The following is a 22,038-nucleotide window of genomic DNA, read 5'->3' on the forward strand; positions in this document are numbered from 1 at the left end:
ATGGTCGGAGCGGGGGGATTCGAACCCCCGACCTCAGCGTCCCGAACGCTGCGCGCTAGCCAAGCTGCGCTACGCTCCGACAGGTTTGGTTTTCAAACGACAAATTATATAGATTTATTTTTTTAATTTCAACTTTCTTTTACGGGCGCCTTTTTTAGAAAGGAGATTTTTCGTATGCAGGTCTTAATAATGTATTTTTCAAAAACAGGGAACACTAAATTACTGGCTGAACAGATAGCTAAAGGCGTTGAATCGCGGAAAGGCGTGAAATGCATAGTGAAGCCGGCCGGAGAGGTTACAAAAGAGGATTTTCTGGGTTCTGGCGCGATTGTCGCCGGTTCCCCGGTGTATTTTGGTTCTATGGCGGCGGAATTGAAAGAAGTTTTTGACAGGTTTGTGGGTCTGAGAAAGAAGATGGAAAATAAAATCGGAGCCGCGTTTGCGACTTCGGGAGACGGGTCCGGAGGCAAGGAAACGACGGTTTTTTCCATAATTCAGGCAATGCTTATATACGGTATGATAATTGTCGGAGACCCGATGGATGCTACGGGGCATTACGGCGTGACCTGTGTGGGAGCTCCGGATGCGGAAACGGAAAAAAACGCGTTCAAATTCGGCGGGAGAATAGCCGAACTGGCGGCGAAACTTGGGGTTTGGGAGAAAACAAATATATGAATATGGGAAGGAAAAGCGGCATATTGCTCCATCCTACTTCAATTTGCGGAAAATACGGGATAGGGGACTTGGGACCCGAAGCGTATCATTTTATCGATTTCCTTTATAATTCGGGGCAGAAGCTTTGGCAGGTCCTGCCTTTGAATCCACCGGGTTACGGCGAGTCTCCATACCAGTGTTATTCCGCTTTTGCGGGTAATATCATGTTAATAAGCCCCGATCTTCTTTTTGAAAACGGTCTTTTGGAAAAAAAGGATATCGCGGACATCCCCGATTTTGCGCCTGACAGGGTTGAATTCGAAAAAGTAAAAAAAATTAAAATGAATTTACTGAAAAAAGCATATGATAGTTTTAAAAAAACGGAAAATCATGGATTGTCCGGTGATTTTGCCTCGTTTTGCAGGGACAAAGCATGGTGGCTTGAAGATTATGCGCTCTTTATGTCATTCAAAAACCTGTTCGGAGGAGCGGACTGGAATGAATGGGAAAAAGATATTGCCCGGAGAGAAGGAACTGCAATGGAGAAAAAAGCCGTTTCAATCCGCGACGAGGTGGAATCTCAGAAATTCTGGCAGTACCTTTTTTTCAGGCAATGGTTAAAATTGAAGGGGTATTGCCGTGAAAAAGGCATAAGTATTATAGGGGATATCCCGATTTTTGTATCTCACGACAGCGCGGATGTGTGGTCCCATCCCGAACTTTTCAGGCTTGACGCCGATGGCTGCCCAACGGTGGTCGCGGGAGTTCCGCCGGATTATTTCAGCGCTACAGGCCAATTATGGGGAAACCCTATATATGATTGGGAAAAAATGAAAGCCGGCAATTATCAGTGGTGGATAGACAGGTTTAAAAATCTGTTTGAGCTGGTTGATATAGTGAGGCTGGATCATTTTCGCGGATTTGAGGCTTATTGGGAAGTTTCCGCTGATGAAGAAACAGCTGTTAACGGCAGGTGGGTTAAAGGTCCCGGAGAGGATCTTTTCAATGTTCTTCAAACGGCGCTGGGAGAAATGCCCATTATAGCCGAAGATCTGGGGTTTATTACGCCGGAAGTCGAAGCGTTGCGCGATAAATTCGGGTTTCCCGGAATGGCTATATTGCAATTTGCGTTCGGAAAAGATTCTCATGAGTCAACTTTCAGGCCCCATATGTTTAAGAAGAATTTAGTGGCTTATACGGGAACCCACGATAATAACACGGTTGTGGGTTGGTGGAAAGGCGGAAAGCATGACAGCACGAGAAGCGCGGCAGACATCAGGGAGGAAAGGAAAAACGCCGGGGCTTATCTCAACACGGACGGAACGGATGTTAACTGGGCTTTTATAAGGGCTCTTATGGTCTCGGTTGCAAACTTCGTTATTTTTCCCCTTCAGGATATTATGGGGCTCGGCAGTGAGGCGCGCATGAACATTCCGGCTACGTCGGAAGGGAATTGGGCATGGAGATACTCCGGAGATATGCTGAAAGACAAATACGGGAAAAAGCTAAAAGATTTTTGCGTGATTTATAGAAGATGATATCTTGAAACGCTTCTTTTAAATATATATAATCTTATTATGCCGGAAAGAAGAGCGCATATTTTTTATTCAGGTTCTGTCCAGGGAGTAGGTTTCAGGTTTACGGTTTCAAGACTGGCAAGCCGCTATAACCTTTCAGGCTATGTAAAAAATCTTTCCGATGGAAGAGTTGAGATGATGCTGCAGGGAGAAGAAAAAAACATATCCCTTGTGATTAATGATATAAAAGACAATCGTTTTTCAGGGTATATAAGGGACACGGAAGTACAATGGCTGGAACCGTCAAAAGAATTTACCCGGTTTGAGATATTATTTTAAAGAATCCATATGAACAGCGTTATAGTTACAATTGCTAAAAATACATTTGTGGAAGCCTTCCGAAAAAGGATCTTTCAGGTTATTTTTATTTTTTCAATCCTGATAATTCTTTCCACACAGTTTTTTACTTTTTTTACCTTTGGGGAAGAGGTTAAGATACTGAAAGATATCGGGATGGCGGGAATTACATTTTTCTCGCTGATAATTTCGCTTGTCATAGGAAGCTCGTGCATACAGACGGATATGGAAAAGAAAACCATATATACGGTTCTCTCCTATCCCGTTTCAAGGAAAGAATATATTTATGGCAGGGCGGCAGGTGTTTTCTGCTATATTATTTTTGCTGTATTTATCCTGTCAATGGTTTTCTATACGGCATTGAGCGTAAAAACATATTTTATAGGGCAGAAATTCGGGGAAGACGCCAGATTCAATTTTGTAACTTTTTCCCATAATATTGAGTTGTTAAAGGGTGTCTGGCTGATAATTGTAAAGTGTTTTATTATTATTTCCATAGCGCTGCTGTCAAGCATGTTTTTCCAGCAGACATTCACGATTATAGTGTGTTTTCTGGCGTATATACTGGGGCATTTAACCGGTTTTATCGCTAATATGGCAGCGTCGACAGGCAAAATATTCGGGTATCTGATGACCGGTTTTTATTATATCTTCCCCAACCTGGAATTTTTTAATGTTTCTGATTACATAAGCGTGGGCAAACATATATCCGCATCGTATATTCTGCTGGTTACTATATACGGGATTATCTATTCCTTAATGTTAGTTTTGATTACGGCAAAAGTGTTTGAAAAAAAGGATATGTAAAATGGAAAATGTAATAGAGATAAGATCTCTTAAAAAGGTTTACCGTGATTTCTGGAACCGCCCGAAAGTCGTAGCGGTAGACGGGCTGGATTTATCGGTCAGAAGAGGCGAAATATTCGGAATACTCGGCCCCAACGGCTCGGGCAAGACAACGACTTTGAAATTATTACTGGGGCTTATATTCCCTTCTTCCGGCTCAATCAAAATTATGGGAGTATCGCCGGAAAATATGGAATGTAAAAAAAATATCGGTTATATGCCGGAAGAATCTTATCTGTACGGGTTTCTTAATGCCGATGAAATACTGGACTTCTACGGAAAACTTAACGCTATGCCCGAAAAACTGAGGAAGAAGAGAATAGATGAAGTCCTGGATCTTGTAGGGCTTACAGAAGCGAGGAAAAGGCGGGTTGAGGACTATTCAAAAGGCATGTCGAGAAGAATAGGACTTGCGCAGGTCCTTTTGAAGGACCCGGAGTTAGTCCTGCTGGATGAACCTACAATCGGGTTGGATCCCATTGGTTCCAGGGAAATCAAGGATATCATTAAAGGCCTTAAAGACCGCGGTAAAACCGTGCTGTTATCTTCGCATCTTCTTGCCGAAGTCCAGACGATATGCGACAGGATAGCGATATTGTACAGGGGAAAACTTGTGGAGGAAGGAAAGGTGGAAGACCTGTTGACAGTAAGCAATGAAACGGAGATCATCACCTCCGGCCTGAAGACGGTAGAGGTCGAGAAGATTAAGGAACTTGTAAATAAACTGGGAGGAAATCTGATATCCGTCGGACATCCTAAAGAAACATTGGAAAGCCTTTTTATTAAACTTATCAGAGAAAAATCGGGGAAGGACAGTTGAGAAAGATAAAATTTCCGGCGATATATATTATTATAGTGATCTTTATGCTTTTGATTACTTGTATCCTGCAGTCTAAACCGGGACTTATGCCGGAGCTGTATTGGACATATTTTAGGGCGGCGGCTTTATTTGTGCTTGTTTTTCTTGTGCCTCTTTTTAACCGGAAAATCAGGGCAATCGCGCAGTCGGTCTTAAAAGAGGAAATAAGGAAAAAAACTCTTTATGTTATCCTGTTTTTTATGGTTCTGCTGGTCGGCATCATACATATTTTCGGTAAAATCGCGCCGGGAAACCAGCACCTATTCATTTCGGAATTAGGCCTTTCAGGGATGACTATGTTCGGGCTGCTCTTCGGTATTTTTATGGCGTCAACCGCCATATATAAGGAAATGGAGAAAAAGACGGTTTACGTGATGCTTTCCTATCCTGTCAGCAGGCAGGAGATAGTAATGGGTAAGTTTATAGGCAATGTCATATCGGTTACCCTGTTTTCATGTGTTCTTTCAGTTGTATTTATCCTGTCGCTTTTGCTCAGGTTTGGATTTGAGAAGTTTGAACTTATGCTCCTTTATTCATGCGTCGGCTTGATGATAGAATTTATGCTTATAGTCGCGATAGCCATAACCACTTCAACACTGCTTTCTACCATTTCAAATTTTATTTTTGTTTTTATTGTTTTTATACTTGGGCATATGACAGAACAGATTACCCATATTACGGGCAGGGTGGAGGCCGATTCGATTAAAAGCGCGGGAAATATGCTTTTGAAAATCCTACCGGACTTCAGTAGATTTGAATTTAAGGATATGCTTAATCTCGGAGAGGTAGTTGATGTAAATACCCTGATATCTTCGTTTGGTTATGCTTTATTATATTCCGCGGTAATGGTATCGATGGGAATGCTTATTTTCAGAAAAAGGGAAGTGGACCGCCTGTGAAACCCGGAAAAGTAATATTTATTTCCTTTATTATTTTTATGCTGGTGCTGCTGTATTATATCCAGTTGAAAATAATAAATGTGAGAGAAGAGGAAAAACTTTACAGCCGTATTTATCTGCATCCGGGAGAACAGGTTACCGGTATTTTGCTCGGCGGGTTCAGGGGCGTCGCTGCCGATATGCTGTGGATTCAGATAGATGAATACTGGCATCATGGGCAATGGTATAAATGCCTTCCTCTTTATAAAGCGGTTGCTTATCTTCAGCCCAATTTTCTGGATGTGTGGTCCGTTGGCGCATGGCACATGGCCTATAATATCTGCCATGAGGCGAGCGTAAGCCCTTACAGGACTGTCGAGGAAAGAATGAAAGACCAGTATTTCTGGGTTCGGGAGGGGCTTGATTTCCTGAAATTGGGAATAGAGAATAACCCCGATGTGTTCAATGTTTATTTTGAATTGGGATGGACATATTTCAATAAAGTAAAAGATTATCGGAATGCCGCGCGTTATTTTAAAGATGCAATGCGGTACGATTGCCCGTTATATGTCAATAGGCTCTATGCGCATGCCTTATATGAAGCGGGTGATATCGAGGGGGCTAAAAAGGCATGGAAAGAAATCATAGATGAAATGAAGGACAAAGAGAAGGAAGCTCCTTTAAATACGCAGGAAAATTTCCATAGAAATATTGCCGAAAGGTTTTATAACAAGATTAAGAATGAACCGGTCAAATAAATCATGAGAGTATGTTTGATAGGAGATATACACAGTAACCTCGAAGCTTTGAACAAAAGTCTCGAAATAATCAAATCGGAAAAGCCGGATAAAGTATTTTTTGTCGGGGACCTTGTCGGGTACGGGGCAAATCCTTCTGAATGCATAAAACTTGCCCGCGAAAGATTTGATGTATTAATTGCGGGAAATCACGATTATGTGGCTTCGGGAACTCAAAGATGTGAAAATTTCAATCCCCAGGCGACTCATGCGGTGAACTGGACTTCCGAGATGCTGAGCTTCGAGGAAAAAAGTTTTTTGTCATCTCTGCCGCTGATTTATGATAAGAATGATATATGCCTTGTGCACGCATCGTTGCCCAGGCCTGAAGAGTGGCGTTATATGTTCGATCTTACTGAAGTCGAGAAAACCGCGAAGTATGCTTCCGGGAGGTTGATTTTTGTAGGGCATTCCCATGTCCCCATGATTCTTGAGATATCCGATGAGATAATTAAGCGTAAGGTAAATCCCGAACAAAAACTGAAAAAAAACGTCAGATATATAATAAATGTGGGATCTGTAGGCCAGCCAAGAGACGGCGATCCGAGGATTTGCATGGTTTTTTATGATGAAGAGAGTAATACACTGGAGTTTCAGCGCCACGAATACAGCATAAAAACCGCCCAGAATAAGATACTCGATGCCGGCCTGCCTGAAATGCTGGCATTAAGGCTTGGTTTTGGTAAATGAAAAAATTCTTATTCTTCTGGGTTCCTGTATTGGTGTGGGCTGTTATTATATTACTCATATCCTCCATACCTTCATCCAGGCTGCCTGAGATAAAATTGTTTTTTTTGGATAAAATCGTGCATTTTTCCGAATACTTTGTGTTTTCCGCGCTTATGGCAAGGGCATTTTCAGGCGCATCTAAATTGAACTACAAAAGATATTTTGTGATTTCGTTGAGTTTTGCGGCTGTTTTCGCTCTCCTGGATGAAATACATCAGATTTTTCTGCCAACCAGGTCATTTGATTTATTGGATCTTTTTTTTGATCTCCTGGGCGCTTTTGCCGGGTTGATAGTTTATGAAAAATTGAAAGCGCTCTTAAAGGAAGAGGTCAGTATCAGTGAATAATAAAAGCGATAAATACCGGGAATTTTTGTATGACATTGATATCCACGGAGATCCCGTGAAAATAAAAAAGGACATTGAACGGCTCAGGGATATTATCAATTATCATAATAAGAAATATTATGAAGAGAATGCTCCGGTTATATCAGACGGCGAATATGACAGACTTTACTCCAGGCTTAAAAAGCTTGAAGAAACATATCCCCGGTTTAAGACAAAAGATTCGCCTACGCTAAAAATAGGCGAAAAAGTTTCCGGACTTTTCGAAAAAGTAAAACACGAAGTGCCTATGCTGAGCATAGAAAATACATATTCCGAGGAAGAGGTTGGTGCTTTTGATAAAAGGGTCAGAAAAATTTTAAACATTGATAAAGTTGAATATGAAGTTGAAGTAAAAATTGACGGCATATCGGCTTCTTTGCGCTATGAGCGGGGAAGCCTTATAAGGTGCCTTTCCAGAGGAGACGGAACCACAGGAGAAAATATCACCCGGAATATGAAAAATGTCGCAGGTGTTCCCGAAAATCTGAAGGGAATGAATGAAGTGGATGTCTTTGAAGTCCGCGGCGAAGTTTATATGGAGAAAAAAGCCTTTAAAAAGTTAAATGACAGTTTATCGGAGGCGGGAGAAAAATTTGCCAATCCGAGAAATGCGGCGGCAGGTTCATTAAAACTGAAAGACAGTAATATGGTCAAAGAAAGGCGTTTAAAATTTATAGCCCATGGAGTCGGGTCTGTTTCGGGATTTGATAAGGACAACCAGTATGACACGATCAGGACATTATCCGCAACCGGGTTTAAAGTCAGCCCGTGCTGTCGAAAAGCGGAATCGGCTCGGGAAATAATGGATGTTTGCAGGGAATGGGAAAAAAAGAGAGAGGAGCTGCCGTTTGAAATAGACGGCATGGTAATTAAGGTAAATGATTTCTCTATGAGAAAAAAGCTTGGTTCCACGGCGAAATCCCCGAGATGGTGTTTTGCGTTTAAATTTGCCGCGCAAAGAGCGAAAACAAAAATCCTGGACATCGAGTCAAGCGTGGGCAGGACCGGAAGGATAACTCCTGTGGCAATTTTGGCTCCCGTTCAGCTTTCAGGCACTACCGTGAGCAGAGCCAGTCTTTATAATCAGGATGAAATAGACAGGCTTGATATCCGGGTGGGAGATACGGTTATAATTGAAAAAGGCGGCGAAATAATACCGAAAGTTATAGATGTATTGAAGGATGAAACACCCGGCCGCGATAAAAACACAAAAAAATTTAAAATTGATGATATCTGTCCCGTCTGCAAAGGACCGGTTGCAAGGATAGGGGGAGAAGCCGGTTATTTTTGCGAAAATGTAAAATGCAAAGCGCAGTTAAAAAGGAGAATCGAACATTTTGCTTCAAGGAATGCCATGAATATCGAGGGATTGGGAGAGGCTCTTATCGGTATTATGGTTGATAAAGATATTATTAAAGATTTCGGGGATATTTATAACCTGGAAAAGAAAGATATCTCGTCTCTTGAGAGAATGGGCGACAAGTCGGCTGAGAACCTGGTTAACGCTGTAAATGAGAGCAAAAAAAAACCTTTCAGGAAAGTCCTTTTTGCCGTCGGTATACGGCATATAGGCGAAAAAGCAGCGGAACAGTTGGCTTCTTTTTTCTCTAACATTGATAATTTGGCCGCGGCAGACAAAGAGAAATTGATGGAGGTTGAGGACATCGGGGATGTTATGGCCGAAAGCATACAGGATTATTTTAAAATAGGTGAAAATCTACGGGTATTGGAAAAGCTGAAAAAAGCCGGGCTGAATTTTGAAGAACAGAAGGAAACAATGCATTATAAAAAAGAATTTGATGGAAAAACATTTGTTCTTACGGGAACGCTGGCTTCTTATTCGAGAACCGAGGCTGAAGAACAGATAAAGATGAGGGGAGGTAAAACTTCTTCCGCCGTGGGCAAAAATACGGACTATGTGATTGCTGGGGAAGGGCCAGGCTCAAAAGCCGGAAAGGCGCGCTCGCTCGGGGTGAAAATATTAACGGAAAAAGATTTTACTGATATGCTTCGGTGATTTTGCGCGGATTTATTATGATAAAAATCATTAAGATTGTAAATGGCCCGCTCGAAACTAATTGTTATCTGATATTTTGCGCGGATACCCGGCGGACGGTAATACTGGATCCGTTTGACTATATGTATGTCGAGGAAATTATCGCTAAAAACGGGTTGGAGCCGGAGATTATCGTGAATACGCACTTTCATGCGGATCACACTGCCGGCAACGGGGCATTGAAACGGCGTTTCAATATCCCCATAGCGATTCATGAGGATGACGCCGAGCTGCTTGTTTCCGGTTATAAAATCCTGGAAATTTACGGCATTAAAACCGAAGCGTCGCCTCCGGCCGATATTCTTTTATCCGAAGGAAAAAAAATCGTATTCGGAGGCGAAAGTATGGATGTCATACATACGCCGGGACATTCGCCGGGAAGCATATGTTTGTATTACCCGGAAAAAATACTTTTTTCAGGTGATACATTATTCGCGTCGGGAGTGGGCAGGACAGACCTTCCCGGAGGGGATACGGAAAGCCTGAGCTTGTCGGTAAAAACAAAGATATTCGCTTTACCCGGAAGTGTGACAGTCTATCCCGGGCACGGCGGCGACACTTCGATAAAAACCGAAAAAAAATACGGAACGGATATTTTGTAACCGTGGCTGACAATAAAATAAAAATTCCGGTTGATACAGTAAGCGAAAAATCACATTCCCTCGTTATACTGGTGAATGAGTTCATAAATTATCTTCTGGTTGAAAGATCTCTTGCCATAAACAGCATTGAAGCTTATAAAGGCGATCTGAAAAGATTTATTATTTTCCTTGAAAAGAAAAAGATTGCCGATTTTTCTTCATGCGAGCGCGAAATAATCGTCGATTTTCTGTTAAATGAGAAAAACAGGGGATCTTCGACATTATCTGTTTCCCGGGCGCTGGTATCAATAAAAATGCTGTTCAGGTTTTTGGTGATGGACAGGTATTTAAAGGAAGATGTTTCGGAAATTATCGAGTCTCCGAGAATCTGGAAATCCCTTCCGTCAGTAATGAGCGAAAAGGAAGTCACTAAACTGCTGAATTCTGCCAAAGGCGAAGACCCCAATGATTTAAGAGACAGGGCGATTCTTGAAGTGATGTATGCTACCGGCCTTCGTATAAGCGAAGTGGCTAACCTTAAAACTTGCGATATAAATTTTGAAATAGGCATTCTGAAGTGTAAAGGGAAAGGCAATAAAGAACGCATCGATCCGATAGGGAAAAGGGCGATAAGCTCCGTTAAAAAGTATATTGAAAAATCCCGCCCTCAGATAGCATTGTCTTCCTCAAAACTTCCGCCGCCCGAACTTTTCATAACAAGGTTCGGAACAAAATTCACAAGACAGGGTCTTTGGAAGATAATCAAATCCTATGCGAAAAAAGCGGGCATAAAGAAAAACATAACACCCCATACTTTGAGGCATTCCTTTGCTTCACACCTTCTTGCCAACGGAGCGGATCTGAGGGTTGTCCAGGAGATGTTGGGCCATGCCGATATATCAACTACTCAGAACTATATTCATGTTGACAGGGAAAGGCTTAAGAATATCCATAAGAAATTTCATCCGAGAGGTTAGCATTGAAATTAATCACAACCCATTTGAATGCCGATTTTGATGCGTTTGCTTCTTTGATCGCGGCTTTCAAATTATATCCTGACGCGGAAATACTGCTGCCGTCTTCTCTTGACCCGAATGTTGAAGCATTTCTGAACGCTTGTTCTGACAGCCTGAATATTCCGCTTGAGCCTGAAGTAAATGTCGAGGATATCAAACAGGTTATACTGGTGGATTCCGCTCCCGGAAGACGGATAGGAGATGTCTATAACTGGATAATATCGGGTAAAATACCGGTTATTGTTTATGACCACCATAAAATAAAGAAAAAGGAGTGTAATGCAAAATACCATTATTTTCCCTTTGGCGCCACTGTTACGGGGTTATGCCTTGAAATCATGAGAAAAAAGATAAAATTAAGTGTGACAGAAGCCACAGCGATGCTTCTTGGCATTTATGAGGATACAGGACATTTCAGTTACCTTTCCACAACACCTGAGGATTTTCGGGTTGCGGCTTTTCTCGTTTCAAGCGGAGCCGATATATCCATGGTGCATTCTTTTCTGGGTTCCGAGCTTGATTCGGCCCAGACAATGCTTTTAAAGGAACTTATAAGCGGTTCCGAAGAATTTACATTGGGTAATTTCCATATCAATATCGCGTCCGCTTCAATAAATGAACATGTCGCGAATTTAGGCCTTGTTGTCCACAGGCTTCGTGATATAGAGAATATAAATGTGATATTCGCCTTAATAGAAATGGATAACAGGATACATATAGTCGCCAGGAGCAACGTATCAGTGGTAAACGTTGCCGGAATACTGGAAAAATTAGGGGGAGGAGGTCACCCCACAGCGGCTTCTGTTACTTTAAAGAAAGTTATGCTGGTGGAAGCCAAGGAAAAACTTAAAAAAGCGGTTGCGGGAGAATTATCTCTGCCTGTAAAAGCGGGGGATATCATGCAGAGATATATAAAAAAGGTAAGCCCTCAATCCAGCGTCGAAAAAGCAAAAGAATTAATGGTGAGAAACTCAATGGATGAGATACCTGTTGTCCGGAGAGGAAGATTTATCGGTTTTCTTTCAAGACATGATGCCGATAAAGTAATTTTACATGGCTTAAAGAACAGCAGTGTTGCCGATTATATGACACCTGAAAACCGCGCCGTTGCTGAAAATGCCACCGTTACCGAGATGAAAGATTATATGTTTAAAAACAGACATTCGGTTATTCCCGTTGCCGACAACAGGTCCAGGCTTGCGGGATTAATACTGAAAAACGATTTGTTGAAAATATTGCATGAAGAAGATTCGGGTTATTGTCTGCCTGTTGAAGCCGGGATAACACCGTCTTTAAGCGATATCAGGGACAGGATTGAAAATATCCCGGCCGCCGATATTAAAAAGATACTGCGTGAAGCGGGCCGCATTGCGGATGAAATGAAGTGCAATGCCTATATTGTGGGGGGCATTGTCAGGGATATCCTTTTGAAAGTCCCGAATTATGATGTGGACATTGTCATTGAGGATAAAGGGATAGAATTCGCGTCCCGGCTGGCGAAAAAACTGGGAGGATACTCTGTCCCTCATAAAAAATTTCTGACATCCATAGTTGCGCTTCCTTCCGGAATGAAGATAGATGTAGCGACCGCGAGAACTGAATATTATGAAAAACCGGGCGCTTTGCCGAAAATTGAATACAGTTCCATAAAAAGCGACCTGTACAGGCGCGATTTTACCATTAATGCGATGGCGGTGAAAATCAATGAAAACGGTTTTGGCCGGCTGATAGATTTTTTCGGCGGAAGAAAAGACCTCAGGGATAAAGTGATAAGGGTAATGCATAATTTAAGTTTTGTGGATGATCCCACAAGGATATTCAGGGCAGTGAGGTTTGAACAGAGGCTGGGGTTCGGGATAGATAAACATACACAGAACCTTATAAGAAACGCGGTTGATATGAAGATGTTTGATAAAGTCGCGTATGACAGGGTAAAAAACGAAATTATTTTGATGCTTAATGAGCCAAAGCCTCTTAACGCGATAAAAAAAATGGCGGCGTTCAATGAATTGAGGTTTATTCATCCGTCCATAAAATTCGACAGGAGAGCCGTAAATCTTTTTAGTAAAACGGAAGAAGCGCTGGCATGGTTTTCTTTTTCTCTCAATAAAAAAGAACCTTTTGCGCGGTGGCTCATCTATTTTATGGGTTTGATAGACACCTTAAGCGTTTCCGAGACAACAGCTGTTTGCGACAGGTTTAAACTGTCTAAAAAATCGAAGGATAAAATATTAAGGTTTAAGAAAGAAGGAGGTGCAAGAATAAGATATCTGTCGCAGAAAAAAAGCCTGCTGAACAGCGAAATATATTTCAACCTGGCGGTTTATTCGATTGAATTTCTGCTTTTTCTGCTGGCAAAATCCGATACGGACACGGCAAAGCAGAGAATCATCAATTTTATCGAAAAACTCAGGAATGTAAAGCTGAGCATTACGGGAAAGACTCTGATAAAAATGAACATTTCCCCGTCTCCTTATTTTAAAGAGGTTTTGGGGAAAATCCTGGAAGCTAAGCTTGATGGTAAACTCAGAACAAAAGAGGAAGAACTTCAATACGCACTGAAACTCCTTAAGGAACGCTGAGAGAAGTAAATTTGTATTTCGAATCTCGTGTTTCGTATTTAAAGTTTGTTCTGTTATAGTCATTGACAAATATTTTTACGGTTGATATTCTGTAATCCGTTTAACTACAATATTATGTATATATAAAACAGGGAGGATGGATGTTTATTGTAATCGGTTTGCCGATAATACTGATGTCGATAATATTTCACGAAGTTGCCCATGGCTGGGCGGCCTATAAATGCGGAGATCCGACGGCTAAAAATGCGGGAAGGCTGACTTTGAACCCGCTTGCCCACATAGACCTGCAGGGAACAATCATCATTCCGGGTATATTGATAGCTATGAATTTTCTTACGAAAGCCACTGTTCCGGTTATAGGATGGGCTAAACCGGTTCCTATAAATCCGGCCTATTTCCGCGACTGGAAAAAGGGAATGGGTATTACAGGGATTGCCGGGCCTCTGACAAATATTGTTATCGCTCTTATCCTTTCTTTTATGCTGAGGATTTTGTTGATTTCCGGATTTATTTTTAAGGATATGCCCGTGCTTAGTGTTGTGATAGAACAGTTGTCCAAAGCTATCGCTTTTGCGGGGCTGATAAATATTGTTCTTGCGGTGTTTAATATGATTCCCATCCCCCCTCTCGACGGTTCGAGAGTAGTGGTGTCTTTCCTGCGGCCGGACCAGATTCAGGGTTATCTGCGTATTGAACCTTATGGGATAATGATAGTATTCGGGCTTATTATTCTCGGAGGATTCAGGATATTGTGGCCTGTCGTTACGCTGCTGTTTTCGGTTATTTTCGGTGTTCCGATTTCATTTTAAAATGAGGAGTATTTAAAAATGGTTTCGAAAAAAAGGGTTTTAAGCGGTATTCAACCCTCGGGTCGCTTCCATCTGGGTAATTATTTTGCGATGATAAAAAAGATGGTGGAATATCAGAATAACAGCGAACTGTTTTGCTTTATTGTGGATTTGCACGCTTTAACTACGGTAAGTGACGGGAATCAACTTTCGGAATACACCAATGAAGCCGCGGTTTCGCTGCTTTCTTTGGGAATTGACCCCCGCATATCCCATCTGTGGGTGCAATCCGACATTCCTGAAGTTACGGAACTGGCATGGATATTATCCAATATAACGCCTCTCGGACTGATGGAACGCTGTCATTCTTATAAGGATAAGGTCGCAAAAGGGATAAAGCCGAACGCGGGGCTTTTTATTTATCCGATACTTATGGCGGCGGACATATTGCTTTTCCGGTCGAATCTTGTTCCCGTAGGAAAAGACCAGAAACAGCATCTTGAGGTCGCGAGGGATATCGCTTTGAAATTCAATTCTGTTTACGGCGATATCTTTACGGTCCCCGAACCCCTGATTGACAAAAATGTCGCCGTGGTGCCGGGAATTGACGGACAGAAGATGTCGAAATCCTATGGGAATACGATTGAAATATTTGCTTCGAAAGATGATTTGAGAAAGAAAGTTATGGGCATAGTGACGGATTCTCAGCCTGTCGAGGCAAGCAAGGACCCCGATAAATGCAATTTGTATAATATTTATAAACTTTTTGTTTCAGGCGAGGAAAATAAAAAACTCCGGAAAAGGTATACGGACGGCGGATTAAAGTACGGAGATGTGAAAAGAGAACTGTCGGAGATAATATGGGATTATTTTAAAGAGGCCAGGGAAAAAAGGGAAACCCTTTTACAAGATAAAGGTTATATCGATAAAATACTTAAAGAAGGCGCAAGCAGGACACGGGAAGTAGCGGTTGAAACATTGAAAAGCGTTAAGAATGCGGCAGGTTTAAGCGTAAGAATGCTTTAATTTCAAAAAGGTGTTTTTCTATGGGAGAAGATTACAAGGTCCGGCTCGAGGTTTTTGAAGGCCCTCTTGATTTACTGCTTTACCTGATAAAGAAGGATGAGGTGGATATTTATGATATTCCGGTAGAGAAAATAACAAGACAATATCTGGAATATCTTGGATTGATGAAAATGCTTGATTTAACCATTGCCGGCGAATTTCTTGTGATGGCATCCACTCTTATGTATATAAAGTCTATGATGCTGCTTCCTCCGGAAGAAAGGGTTATAGATGAAGAAGAAGATTCCGTTGACCCCAGGGCAGATCTTGTTAAACAGCTGCTTGAGTATAAGCAGTTTAAGGAATTAGCGGATCATCTTGAGGAAAGAGAAAAGGAAAGAGTAAATATTTTTTCCAGAGCGGCTTCTGTTTCCGTCGAATCTGAAGGAGTAGAACTGTCAAATGTAAGTATATTTGACCTTATCAGCGCGTTTTCTGATATTCTGAAGGGAGCCGGACAGGAGGATCTGCGTGAAATTTTTGAAGATAAATTTACCGTTTCAGACAAAATATCCCATATAACCGGGGTTTTGAAAAATAATAAGAACGTTAAGTTTTCCGAGCTGTTTGAGAAGACGGCCAATAAAGGCGAGATTGTAGTTACTTTTCTGGCTGTTTTGGAGCTCATAAGATTAAAAGCCGTCAAAGCCGTTCAGAAAAAACATTTCAGTGATATTTTTATAGAAATGGTGCCAGCTGCTTAAAAAGCGGAGAAGGGACGATATGGAGCAGGTAAACACAAAAGAAAATCTTAAGAATATAGTGGAGGCTGTTTTGTTCGCTTCCGCGGAACCATTGACGATTAGCGACATATTAAAAGCCTTTGAAAGCGAAGATAATCTGGGGAAAAAGGAAGTGAAAGAAGTGATAGACGCCATCAACGATGAATACAGGAATTCAGGCAAACCTTTCCTGTTTGAAGAAGTGGCAGGCGGTTTCAGGATGATTACAAGGCCTGAATACGCGGAGTATATAAAAAGGATATACCAGGCCCAGCCGTCCAGGTTGTCAAAGCCTGCCCTTGAAACGCTGGCCATTATCGCTTACAGGCAGCCGATTATCAAAGCCGATATAGAATCCATAAGAGGGGTTAATGTGGACGGCGTCATAAAAAGCCTTCTTGATAAGAATCTTATCAGGATATCGGGCAGAAAAGATGTTGTGGGACGCCCATTTGAATTTTCTACAACCGAGAAATTCCTTGAATACTTTGGCCTTACTAATATCAAAGAGTTGCCCAGGATAGAAGAGTTGAAGCAGTTTTCTTCTTTAAAATAACGGAGGGTGTGATGAAGGAATTAAAAAATCTAAGGCAGAGGATTAATTCCGTTGATAAAAAAATAATTCAGCTGCTGAATGAGCGCGCCGGAGTTGTGCATGAAGTCGCTAAAATAAAAAAACAACATAAAGTGGAATATTATTCGGCTTCGAGAGAAGAAGAGGTCTACAGCAATATTTCCAGGATTAACAAAGGCCTTCTTGACAAAAATTCGCTTAAAAATATCTACAGGGAGATAATGTCCGCTTCTCTCGCGCTGGAAAAAGATATAACTGTCACTTTTTTAGGGCCTGAGGCTTCATTCACACAGATGGCTGCTTCCAAAAAGTTCGGTTCTTCCGTAAAATACCTGCCTGCGGTTTCCATTTCGGATGTTTTCAGCCTTGTTGAAAAAGGAAGCGCCGATTACGGTGTCGTGCCGATAGAGAACTCGATAGAAGGGGGAGTGACGCATACGCTGGATATGTTTATTGATTCGGACCTTAAAATATGCGCTGAAATTTATCTGGAGATAACGCATTATCTTATAGGCAATTGCGCTTTGGGTTCAATAAAGAAAATATACTCCAAGCCGGAAGTATTCGGACAATGCAGGTTATGGCTTGAAGCCAACCTTCCGGGTTTGGAATATATTCCCTCGTCCAGCACTACGGCCGCCGCCATAAGGGCCGCGAAAGAAAAACACGCCGCGGCTATTGCCAGCAGCCTTGCCGCGGAAAAATATAATATGAAAATTCTGGCAGGTTCCATTCAGGATACGGCGCATAACGAGACCAGGTTTTTGATTGTTGGAAGAAATTACAGCAAAAAAAGCAAAAAAAACAAGACTTCGGTCCTTCTTATGATAAAAGATAAAGTCGGGGCTCTTTATGAATTACTGCAGCCGTTTAAGAAGATGAAAATAAATCTTACAAAAATCGAGTCAAGGCCTTCAAGGAAAAGGGCGTGGGAATATTATTTCTTCGTTGATTTTGACGGATATGTGGAAGATGAAAAAATTAAAAAATGTGTCAGGGATATTTCCAGACACTGCAAATATGTCAAGATATTGGGATCTTATCCCAGAGTATTTTAAATTTAAAATAAATGTTTTATGATACCTCTGCCCAAAAAACATATTATTTCGCTGAATCCCTACTCACCCGGCAAGCCGATTGAGGAGGTTAAACGTGAATTGGGTTTAAAAAAAGTAATTAAAATGGCTTCCAATGAAAACCCGCTGGGGCCCTCGCCTTTTGCTTTAAAGGCCGCTTACCGCGCTTTGAAAAAAGTCCACCTGTATCCTGAGTCCGGTTCATATTACCTGTGCCAGAAGCTTTCCGCCGCTCTTAATGTAAAATCAGAGAACATCTGCATGGGCAACGGGTCTAACGAATTGATTCTTCTTGCCATACATTCGTATGCGTCATCTCCGGAAGACAATATAGCATATGGTTTCCCTTCTTTTATTATTTACCGGATTATAGCGCATAGTTACGGTATTAAAACGATAGAAACAGGATTGAAAAATCACAGGATAGATCTGGAAAAACTGGCGGATTCTTTGACAGAGCATACAAAAATCGTTTTCCTGTGTAATCCCAATAATCCTATGGGAACAATGAACCGCAGGGATGAGGTTGAAGCGTTTATAGAAAAGGTGTCGTCAAAAGTTCTTATTGTAATGGATGAAGCCTATTATGAGTATGCCGATAAAAAGACTTTTCCCGACCTGGTAAAAACCTCCACGGAGAGAAAAAATCTCATTATATTAAGGACATTTTCAAAAATGTATGGCCTGGCGGGGCTCAGAGTGGGTTACGCGGTCGGGCATAAGTCAGTAATCGAGACATTGAATAAAGCAAGGCAGCCCTTTAATGTCAATTCTGTTGCCCAATCTGCCGCTTTGGCCGCGTTAGACGACCGCGGGCATGTAGAAAGGACACTGGAGATTAATGAGGAAGGAATCGATTATATAGTTTCGAATCTGCGCGAAATGGGACTGGAATTTGTTCCGACTTCCACTAATTTCATTCTGATTAAAACAGGCGACTCAAAAAAGTTTTTTGATATGCTGCTTGAAAAGGGTATTATTGTTAGGCCGATGGGAGCTTACGGATTGAATGAATATATCAGGGTTACCGTGGGGTTGCCCGCGGAAAACAGGGAGTTCATCAAAAATTTGAAAATTGCTATGAGCCAAACCGGAGGAAATAAATGATTATTGTTTTAAAACCCGGAATCACAAAAGAACAGAAAGACCATATTATATCAAAAATAAAAGAGTTAAAACTTACTCCGATGGTTTCCGAGGGGGAGGAAAGGACTATTATCGGCGTAATCGGCGATGAGGATGTTATCAGAAACACTCCTCTCGAGGCTTTTTCGGGCGTTGAAAAAGTTATGCCGATTTTAAAGCCGTATAAACTGGTAAGCAAGGAATTCAAACCCGATAGGACCGTAATAAATGTTAACGGTGTTGAAATCGGGGGAAATCTGGAAGTGATAATGGCGGGGCCGTGCGCCATTGAAAATGAAAAGATGATAATCAATACGGCTGAGCATATAAAGAAAGCCGGCGCGCATATACTTAGAGGCGGAGCGTTCAAACCGAGAACGTCTCCTTACAGTTTTCAGGGACTCGGGGATAAAGGCCTGAAATTTATGGCTAAAGCCGGAAAAATAGCCGGTTTGCCGATTGTTACGGAAGTTATGGACACACGCGATGTTCGGCTTGTGGAAGAATACAGTGATATCATACAGATAGGCGCGCGTAATATGCAGAATTTTCACCTTTTAAAGGAGGTGGGCCTTTGCAAAAAACCCGTTCTTCTTAAAAGAGGTTTGAGTTCTACAATAAAGGAATTCCTGATGTCCGCGGAATATATTCTTGCCGGCGGGAATAAGGATGTCATGCTGTGTGAGCGCGGCATAAGGACATTTGAAGATATGACAAGGAATACGCTTGACTTGAGCGCCGTTCCGTTGATTAAGGAATTGAGCCATCTGCCGGTGATAGTTGACCCGAGTCACGCTACCGGAAAGAGAAGCCTTGTTCTTCCGATGAGTAAAGCCGCTATCGCGGCGGGAGCGGACGGGCTTATGATAGAAGTGCACCCCGACCCTGAAAGGGCTGTATCGGACGGGGCTCAGTCGCTTAACTTTGCAGATTTCGGCAAATTGGTTGAAGACATAAAACCGTTTGTAAAAGCCGCAGGAAGAAAATTATAATTAGGTGAATATAAAATAAACGTTGAAATTCGAAATATGAAACACGAATCTCGAAACAAAAAAATTAAAATTTCAATTTCAAAAATCTAAACATTAGTTTGAATATTGGGATTTTGGTTATTAGGATTTGTTTAGAATTTCGGATTTTTGATTTTTATATTTAAAGTGTTTATAAAGGGTGGTAATTATAAAATGAAGCTCAAAAAAGTTGTTATCGTAGGCCCGGGCCTTATAGGCGGCTCAATCGGGAAAACTCTGCTGACAAATAAACTTTCCGAAAAAATCGTAGCGGTTGTAAGAAGAGAGAGCGCCGTGGATGAAGTTGTTAAAGCGGGCGCCGCCACCTCTGCCACACTGGATCTTGACCTGGCCCTAACAGGGGCGGAAGCTGTTGTTTTGTGCACTCCCGTGGGCGCGATAGCGGATAAAGCCGAATCCATAGCAAACCTTATTTCAAAAGAATGTCTTGTAACCGATGTGGGCAGCACGAAAAAAAGCATAGTCCTGAAACTCGAGAAGATTTTTGAGAATAAAGCGCTTTTTATCGGATCTCATCCTATTGCGGGCACGGAAAAACGGGGTGTTTCTGCGGCTACTGACAGGCTTTTCCATAACGCGGTGTGTGTTCTTACGCCGACCGATAAAACGCCTCACGCCGCTGTTGCCAGGGCTCATTCTTTTTGGAAGATGCTCGGAGCCAGGTGCATTGAAATGTCTCCTGAAAAACATGATAAAATTTTAGCCAAAATAAGCCATCTTCCCCATCTCGCGGCATATGCGCTTGTCCGCGCTATAGCCGCAAATGCCGATATCGATATGGATGCAAAATTGGTCGGCGGCGGATTTTTAGACGCGACAAGAATAGCTTCATCACCTGCGGATTTATGGGTTGACATATTTATGGATAATAAAAAAGAAATCCTCTTTTCAGCGAAAGAATTTGTGAAAGAAATAAACAGGATTATCGATGCTTTGGAAAAAGAAGATAAGGGTACACTTCAGAAACTCTTGGAAGAGTCGAAAACAAAACGGGATAAAATCGTCGAACATTTAAAGAAATGAGCAATCTTCATATCACCCCTGTTTCTAAAGTCGCCGGTGAAGTGGACTTACCGGGTGATAAATCTATTTCCCACAGGGCTGTGATACTTGCCTCTATAGCGGAAGGGAATTCTGAGATCAGGGGTTTTCTGAGAAGTGACGATTGCCTGAATACTGTATCGGTTTTTCGTAATCTCGGGGTTGACATAGAAGATGACGGCAAGCTTATAAAAATAAAAGGCGCGGGGAAAAAAGGATTAAAAACCCCCGGCAAAGATTTATATTTCGGAAATTCCGGAACGGGAATAAGGCTTACGGCCGGAGCAGTTGCCGGATATCCTATAAATGCCGTGCTTACGGGCGATGAATCTCTTTCCGCAAGGCCGATGTCCAGGATAATTACGCCGCTTTCTATGATGGGGTGTAACGTATCCGGTGCGCCGGGAAAAAATAAAAATGATGTTACGGCGCCTCTCAAAATAAAGGGCGGAATGCTTGAAGGGATCTTCTATGATATGCCTGTTTCGAGCGCGCAGGTTAAATCCTGCATATTGATTGCCGGTTTGAACGCCGATGGCACAACCATAGTAAATTCGCTTTTGCCCTGCAGGGACCATACCGAAAAACTGCTTGAGTTTATGGGCGGCAAGATTCTTGTAACGGAGAAATCGGTGGCTGTTAATCCGGAAGCGAAACTGCATGGCGTAAGCATAATTGTGCCGGGTGATTTTTCGAGCGCGGCGTTTTTAATCGCGGCGGCTCTGGTAACAAAAAAATCCGAGCTGCTGATAAAAAATGTCGGGTTAAACCCTACAAGAACCGGTTTTTTGAAAATCATCCAGAAAATGGGAGCGAAGGTAGAGATTAGTTATGATAATACAGGGTGTTACAGCGAACAGGCCGGCGATATTTTTGTCAGGAGTTCTTCTCTGAGAGCGGTTGAGGTTTCGGGAAAAATAATCCCCAATAGCATCGATGAAATCCCTGTTATTGCGCTTCTCGCGACATTTGCGGAAGGCACAACTGTAATCAGGAACGCCGGGGAATTAAGGCATAAAGAATCCGACAGGATCTCTAATATTGTAAGTAATTTAAAATCCGCCGGAGCGGATATTCAAGAAACAGACGACGGAATGATTATAAACGGCCCTTCTGAATTCAAAGCGGGTGTTTTTGACAGCAAGGGAGACCACCGGATAGCGATGGCTATGGCGATAGGCGCGTTAACAGCGGATAAGGACTCTTCGATTGAAGGGTCTGAGTTTATCAATACGTCATTCCCCGGTTTTGAAAAAATACTGAAGAAAATTGCCAGGTAACTTCTTGTGTTTTGAATTTGTTTTATATTTTATGCTTTGAATTTTGTGTTTGTTTAGTATTTAGAATTTAGGACTTAG

General features: G+C 42.0%; 22 protein-coding genes and 1 tRNA gene. 22 read left to right on the plus strand and 1 reads right to left on the minus strand.

All coding sequences use genetic code 11. From position 1 onward, the window contains the following. Window position 1: 1 nt before the first annotated feature. Window positions 2-79 (minus strand) — tRNA-Pro (locus tag M0R36_07945). 95 nt (window positions 80-174) lie between these two features. Between M0R36_07945 and M0R36_07950 the strand changes: the two genes are divergently transcribed. The 22 genes from M0R36_07950 (at window position 175) to aroA (ending at window position 21,960) form a co-directional block, all read left to right on the plus strand. After that, window positions 175-675, plus strand: coding sequence for an NAD(P)H-dependent oxidoreductase (locus tag M0R36_07950; GenBank protein ID MCK9555732.1), 501 nt, complete (start codon window positions 175-177; stop codon window positions 673-675). Continuing rightward, window positions 672-2,192 carry a 4-alpha-glucanotransferase gene (gene malQ / locus M0R36_07955; GenBank protein ID MCK9555733.1) on the plus strand — a complete coding sequence of 507 codons (1,521 nt, stop codon included), beginning with the start codon at window positions 672-674 and terminating at the stop codon, window positions 2,190-2,192. The genes M0R36_07950 and malQ overlap by 4 nt, the downstream gene beginning before the upstream one ends. 39 nt (window positions 2,193-2,231) lie before the next feature. Further along, the gene (locus tag M0R36_07960; protein MCK9555734.1) at window positions 2,232-2,510 is read left to right on the plus strand and encodes an acylphosphatase; all 279 of its coding nucleotides are present in this window, start codon (window positions 2,232-2,234) and stop codon (window positions 2,508-2,510) included. 9 nt (window positions 2,511-2,519) lie between these two features. After that, window positions 2,520-3,335 (plus strand): hypothetical protein, encoded by an 816-nt coding sequence (locus M0R36_07965; protein ID MCK9555735.1) that lies wholly within the window; start codon window positions 2,520-2,522, stop codon window positions 3,333-3,335. 1 nt (window position 3,336) lies between these two features. After that, window positions 3,337-4,194 (plus strand): ABC transporter ATP-binding protein, encoded by an 858-nt coding sequence (locus tag M0R36_07970; protein MCK9555736.1) that lies wholly within the window; start codon window positions 3,337-3,339, stop codon window positions 4,192-4,194. After that, the gene (locus M0R36_07975) at window positions 4,191-5,132 is read left to right on the plus strand and encodes an ABC transporter permease (protein MCK9555737.1); all 942 of its coding nucleotides are present in this window, start codon (window positions 4,191-4,193) and stop codon (window positions 5,130-5,132) included. Before M0R36_07970 ends, M0R36_07975 begins: the two co-directional genes overlap by 4 nt. Beyond that, entirely contained in the window at window positions 5,129-5,869 is a 741-nt protein-coding gene (locus M0R36_07980) for a hypothetical protein (GenBank protein MCK9555738.1), read from the plus strand. The genes M0R36_07975 and M0R36_07980 overlap by 4 nt, the downstream gene beginning before the upstream one ends. 3 nt (window positions 5,870-5,872) lie before the next feature. Beyond that, on the plus strand, window positions 5,873-6,598 hold the full coding sequence (locus M0R36_07985) for a metallophosphatase family protein (GenBank protein MCK9555739.1): 726 nt from the start codon (window positions 5,873-5,875) through the stop codon (window positions 6,596-6,598). Further along, window positions 6,595-6,984, plus strand: coding sequence for a VanZ family protein (locus M0R36_07990; GenBank protein ID MCK9555740.1), 390 nt, complete (start codon window positions 6,595-6,597; stop codon window positions 6,982-6,984). Before M0R36_07985 ends, M0R36_07990 begins: the two co-directional genes overlap by 4 nt. Beyond that, window positions 6,977-9,040 carry an NAD-dependent DNA ligase LigA gene (ligA, locus tag M0R36_07995; protein MCK9555741.1) on the plus strand — a complete coding sequence of 688 codons (2,064 nt, stop codon included), beginning with the start codon at window positions 6,977-6,979 and terminating at the stop codon, window positions 9,038-9,040. The genes M0R36_07990 and ligA overlap by 8 nt, the downstream gene beginning before the upstream one ends. A gap of 17 nt (window positions 9,041-9,057) precedes the next feature. After that, the gene (locus tag M0R36_08000) at window positions 9,058-9,681 is read left to right on the plus strand and encodes an MBL fold metallo-hydrolase (protein MCK9555742.1); all 624 of its coding nucleotides are present in this window, start codon (window positions 9,058-9,060) and stop codon (window positions 9,679-9,681) included. 2 nt (window positions 9,682-9,683) lie between these two features. Further along, entirely contained in the window at window positions 9,684-10,637 is a 954-nt protein-coding gene (gene xerD, locus M0R36_08005; protein ID MCK9555743.1) for a site-specific tyrosine recombinase XerD, read from the plus strand. Between the two features lie 2 nt (window positions 10,638-10,639). Further along, on the plus strand, window positions 10,640-13,258 hold the full coding sequence (locus M0R36_08010; GenBank protein ID MCK9555744.1) for a CBS domain-containing protein: 2,619 nt from the start codon (window positions 10,640-10,642) through the stop codon (window positions 13,256-13,258). 140 nt (window positions 13,259-13,398) lie between these two features. Further along, window positions 13,399-14,067 (plus strand): site-2 protease family protein, encoded by a 669-nt coding sequence (locus M0R36_08015; GenBank protein ID MCK9555745.1) that lies wholly within the window; start codon window positions 13,399-13,401, stop codon window positions 14,065-14,067. 18 nt (window positions 14,068-14,085) lie between these two features. Continuing rightward, window positions 14,086-15,072, plus strand: coding sequence for a tryptophan--tRNA ligase (gene trpS, locus M0R36_08020; GenBank protein MCK9555746.1), 987 nt, complete (start codon window positions 14,086-14,088; stop codon window positions 15,070-15,072). Window positions 15,073-15,092: 20 nt separating this feature from the next. Then, the gene (locus M0R36_08025; GenBank protein ID MCK9555747.1) at window positions 15,093-15,815 is read left to right on the plus strand and encodes a segregation/condensation protein A; all 723 of its coding nucleotides are present in this window, start codon (window positions 15,093-15,095) and stop codon (window positions 15,813-15,815) included. Between the two features lie 19 nt (window positions 15,816-15,834). Next, complete coding sequence (gene scpB, locus M0R36_08030; GenBank protein MCK9555748.1) at window positions 15,835-16,389, plus strand: SMC-Scp complex subunit ScpB; 555 nt, start codon at window positions 15,835-15,837, stop codon at window positions 16,387-16,389. An 11-nt stretch (window positions 16,390-16,400) separates the two neighbouring features. Further along, the gene (gene pheA, locus M0R36_08035; GenBank protein MCK9555749.1) at window positions 16,401-17,465 is read left to right on the plus strand and encodes a prephenate dehydratase; all 1,065 of its coding nucleotides are present in this window, start codon (window positions 16,401-16,403) and stop codon (window positions 17,463-17,465) included. Between the two features lie 18 nt (window positions 17,466-17,483). After that, window positions 17,484-18,590, plus strand: a complete 1,107-nt coding sequence (gene hisC / locus M0R36_08040) for a histidinol-phosphate transaminase (GenBank protein ID MCK9555750.1) — start codon at window positions 17,484-17,486, stop codon at window positions 18,588-18,590. Further along, window positions 18,587-19,600, plus strand: a complete 1,014-nt coding sequence (gene aroF, locus M0R36_08045) for a 3-deoxy-7-phosphoheptulonate synthase (protein ID MCK9555751.1) — start codon at window positions 18,587-18,589, stop codon at window positions 19,598-19,600. Before hisC ends, aroF begins: the two co-directional genes overlap by 4 nt. Before the next feature lie 192 nt (window positions 19,601-19,792). Then, window positions 19,793-20,662, plus strand: a complete 870-nt coding sequence (locus tag M0R36_08050) for a prephenate dehydrogenase (protein MCK9555752.1) — start codon at window positions 19,793-19,795, stop codon at window positions 20,660-20,662. Beyond that, the gene (aroA, locus tag M0R36_08055) at window positions 20,659-21,960 is read left to right on the plus strand and encodes a 3-phosphoshikimate 1-carboxyvinyltransferase (GenBank protein MCK9555753.1); all 1,302 of its coding nucleotides are present in this window, start codon (window positions 20,659-20,661) and stop codon (window positions 21,958-21,960) included. The genes M0R36_08050 and aroA overlap by 4 nt, the downstream gene beginning before the upstream one ends. The last annotated feature ends 78 nt before the right edge of the window (window positions 21,961-22,038 follow it).

Source organism: bacterium (assembly GCA_023228325.1).
Lineage (GTDB): Bacteria > Auribacterota > UBA6266 > UBA6266 > UBA6266 > UBA6266.

Excerpts from the sequence above, each read along its gene's own strand:
- M0R36_07950 (MCK9555732.1), top strand. The coding sequence starts at position 175 with ATGCAGGTCTTAATAATGTATTTTTCAAAAACAGGGAACACTAAATTA.
- malQ (MCK9555733.1), top strand. The coding sequence starts at position 672 with ATGAATATGGGAAGGAAAAGCGGCATATTGCTCCATCCTACTTCAATT.
- M0R36_07960 (MCK9555734.1), top strand. The coding sequence starts at position 2,232 with ATGCCGGAAAGAAGAGCGCATATTTTTTATTCAGGTTCTGTCCAGGGA.
- M0R36_07965 (MCK9555735.1), top strand. The coding sequence starts at position 2,520 with ATGAACAGCGTTATAGTTACAATTGCTAAAAATACATTTGTGGAAGCC.
- M0R36_07970 (MCK9555736.1), top strand. The coding sequence starts at position 3,337 with ATGGAAAATGTAATAGAGATAAGATCTCTTAAAAAGGTTTACCGTGAT.
- M0R36_07985 (MCK9555739.1), top strand. The coding sequence starts at position 5,873 with ATGAGAGTATGTTTGATAGGAGATATACACAGTAACCTCGAAGCTTTG.
- M0R36_07990 (MCK9555740.1), top strand. The coding sequence starts at position 6,595 with ATGAAAAAATTCTTATTCTTCTGGGTTCCTGTATTGGTGTGGGCTGTT.
- M0R36_08000 (MCK9555742.1), top strand. The coding sequence starts at position 9,058 with ATGATAAAAATCATTAAGATTGTAAATGGCCCGCTCGAAACTAATTGT.
- M0R36_08015 (MCK9555745.1), top strand. The coding sequence starts at position 13,399 with ATGTTTATTGTAATCGGTTTGCCGATAATACTGATGTCGATAATATTT.
- trpS (MCK9555746.1), top strand. The coding sequence starts at position 14,086 with ATGGTTTCGAAAAAAAGGGTTTTAAGCGGTATTCAACCCTCGGGTCGC.
- M0R36_08025 (MCK9555747.1), top strand. The coding sequence starts at position 15,093 with ATGGGAGAAGATTACAAGGTCCGGCTCGAGGTTTTTGAAGGCCCTCTT.
- scpB (MCK9555748.1), top strand. The coding sequence starts at position 15,835 with ATGGAGCAGGTAAACACAAAAGAAAATCTTAAGAATATAGTGGAGGCT.
- pheA (MCK9555749.1), top strand. The coding sequence starts at position 16,401 with ATGAAGGAATTAAAAAATCTAAGGCAGAGGATTAATTCCGTTGATAAA.
- hisC (MCK9555750.1), top strand. The coding sequence starts at position 17,484 with ATGATACCTCTGCCCAAAAAACATATTATTTCGCTGAATCCCTACTCA.
- aroF (MCK9555751.1), top strand. The coding sequence starts at position 18,587 with ATGATTATTGTTTTAAAACCCGGAATCACAAAAGAACAGAAAGACCAT.
- M0R36_08050 (MCK9555752.1), top strand. The coding sequence starts at position 19,793 with ATGAAGCTCAAAAAAGTTGTTATCGTAGGCCCGGGCCTTATAGGCGGC.
- aroA (MCK9555753.1), top strand. The coding sequence starts at position 20,659 with ATGAGCAATCTTCATATCACCCCTGTTTCTAAAGTCGCCGGTGAAGTG.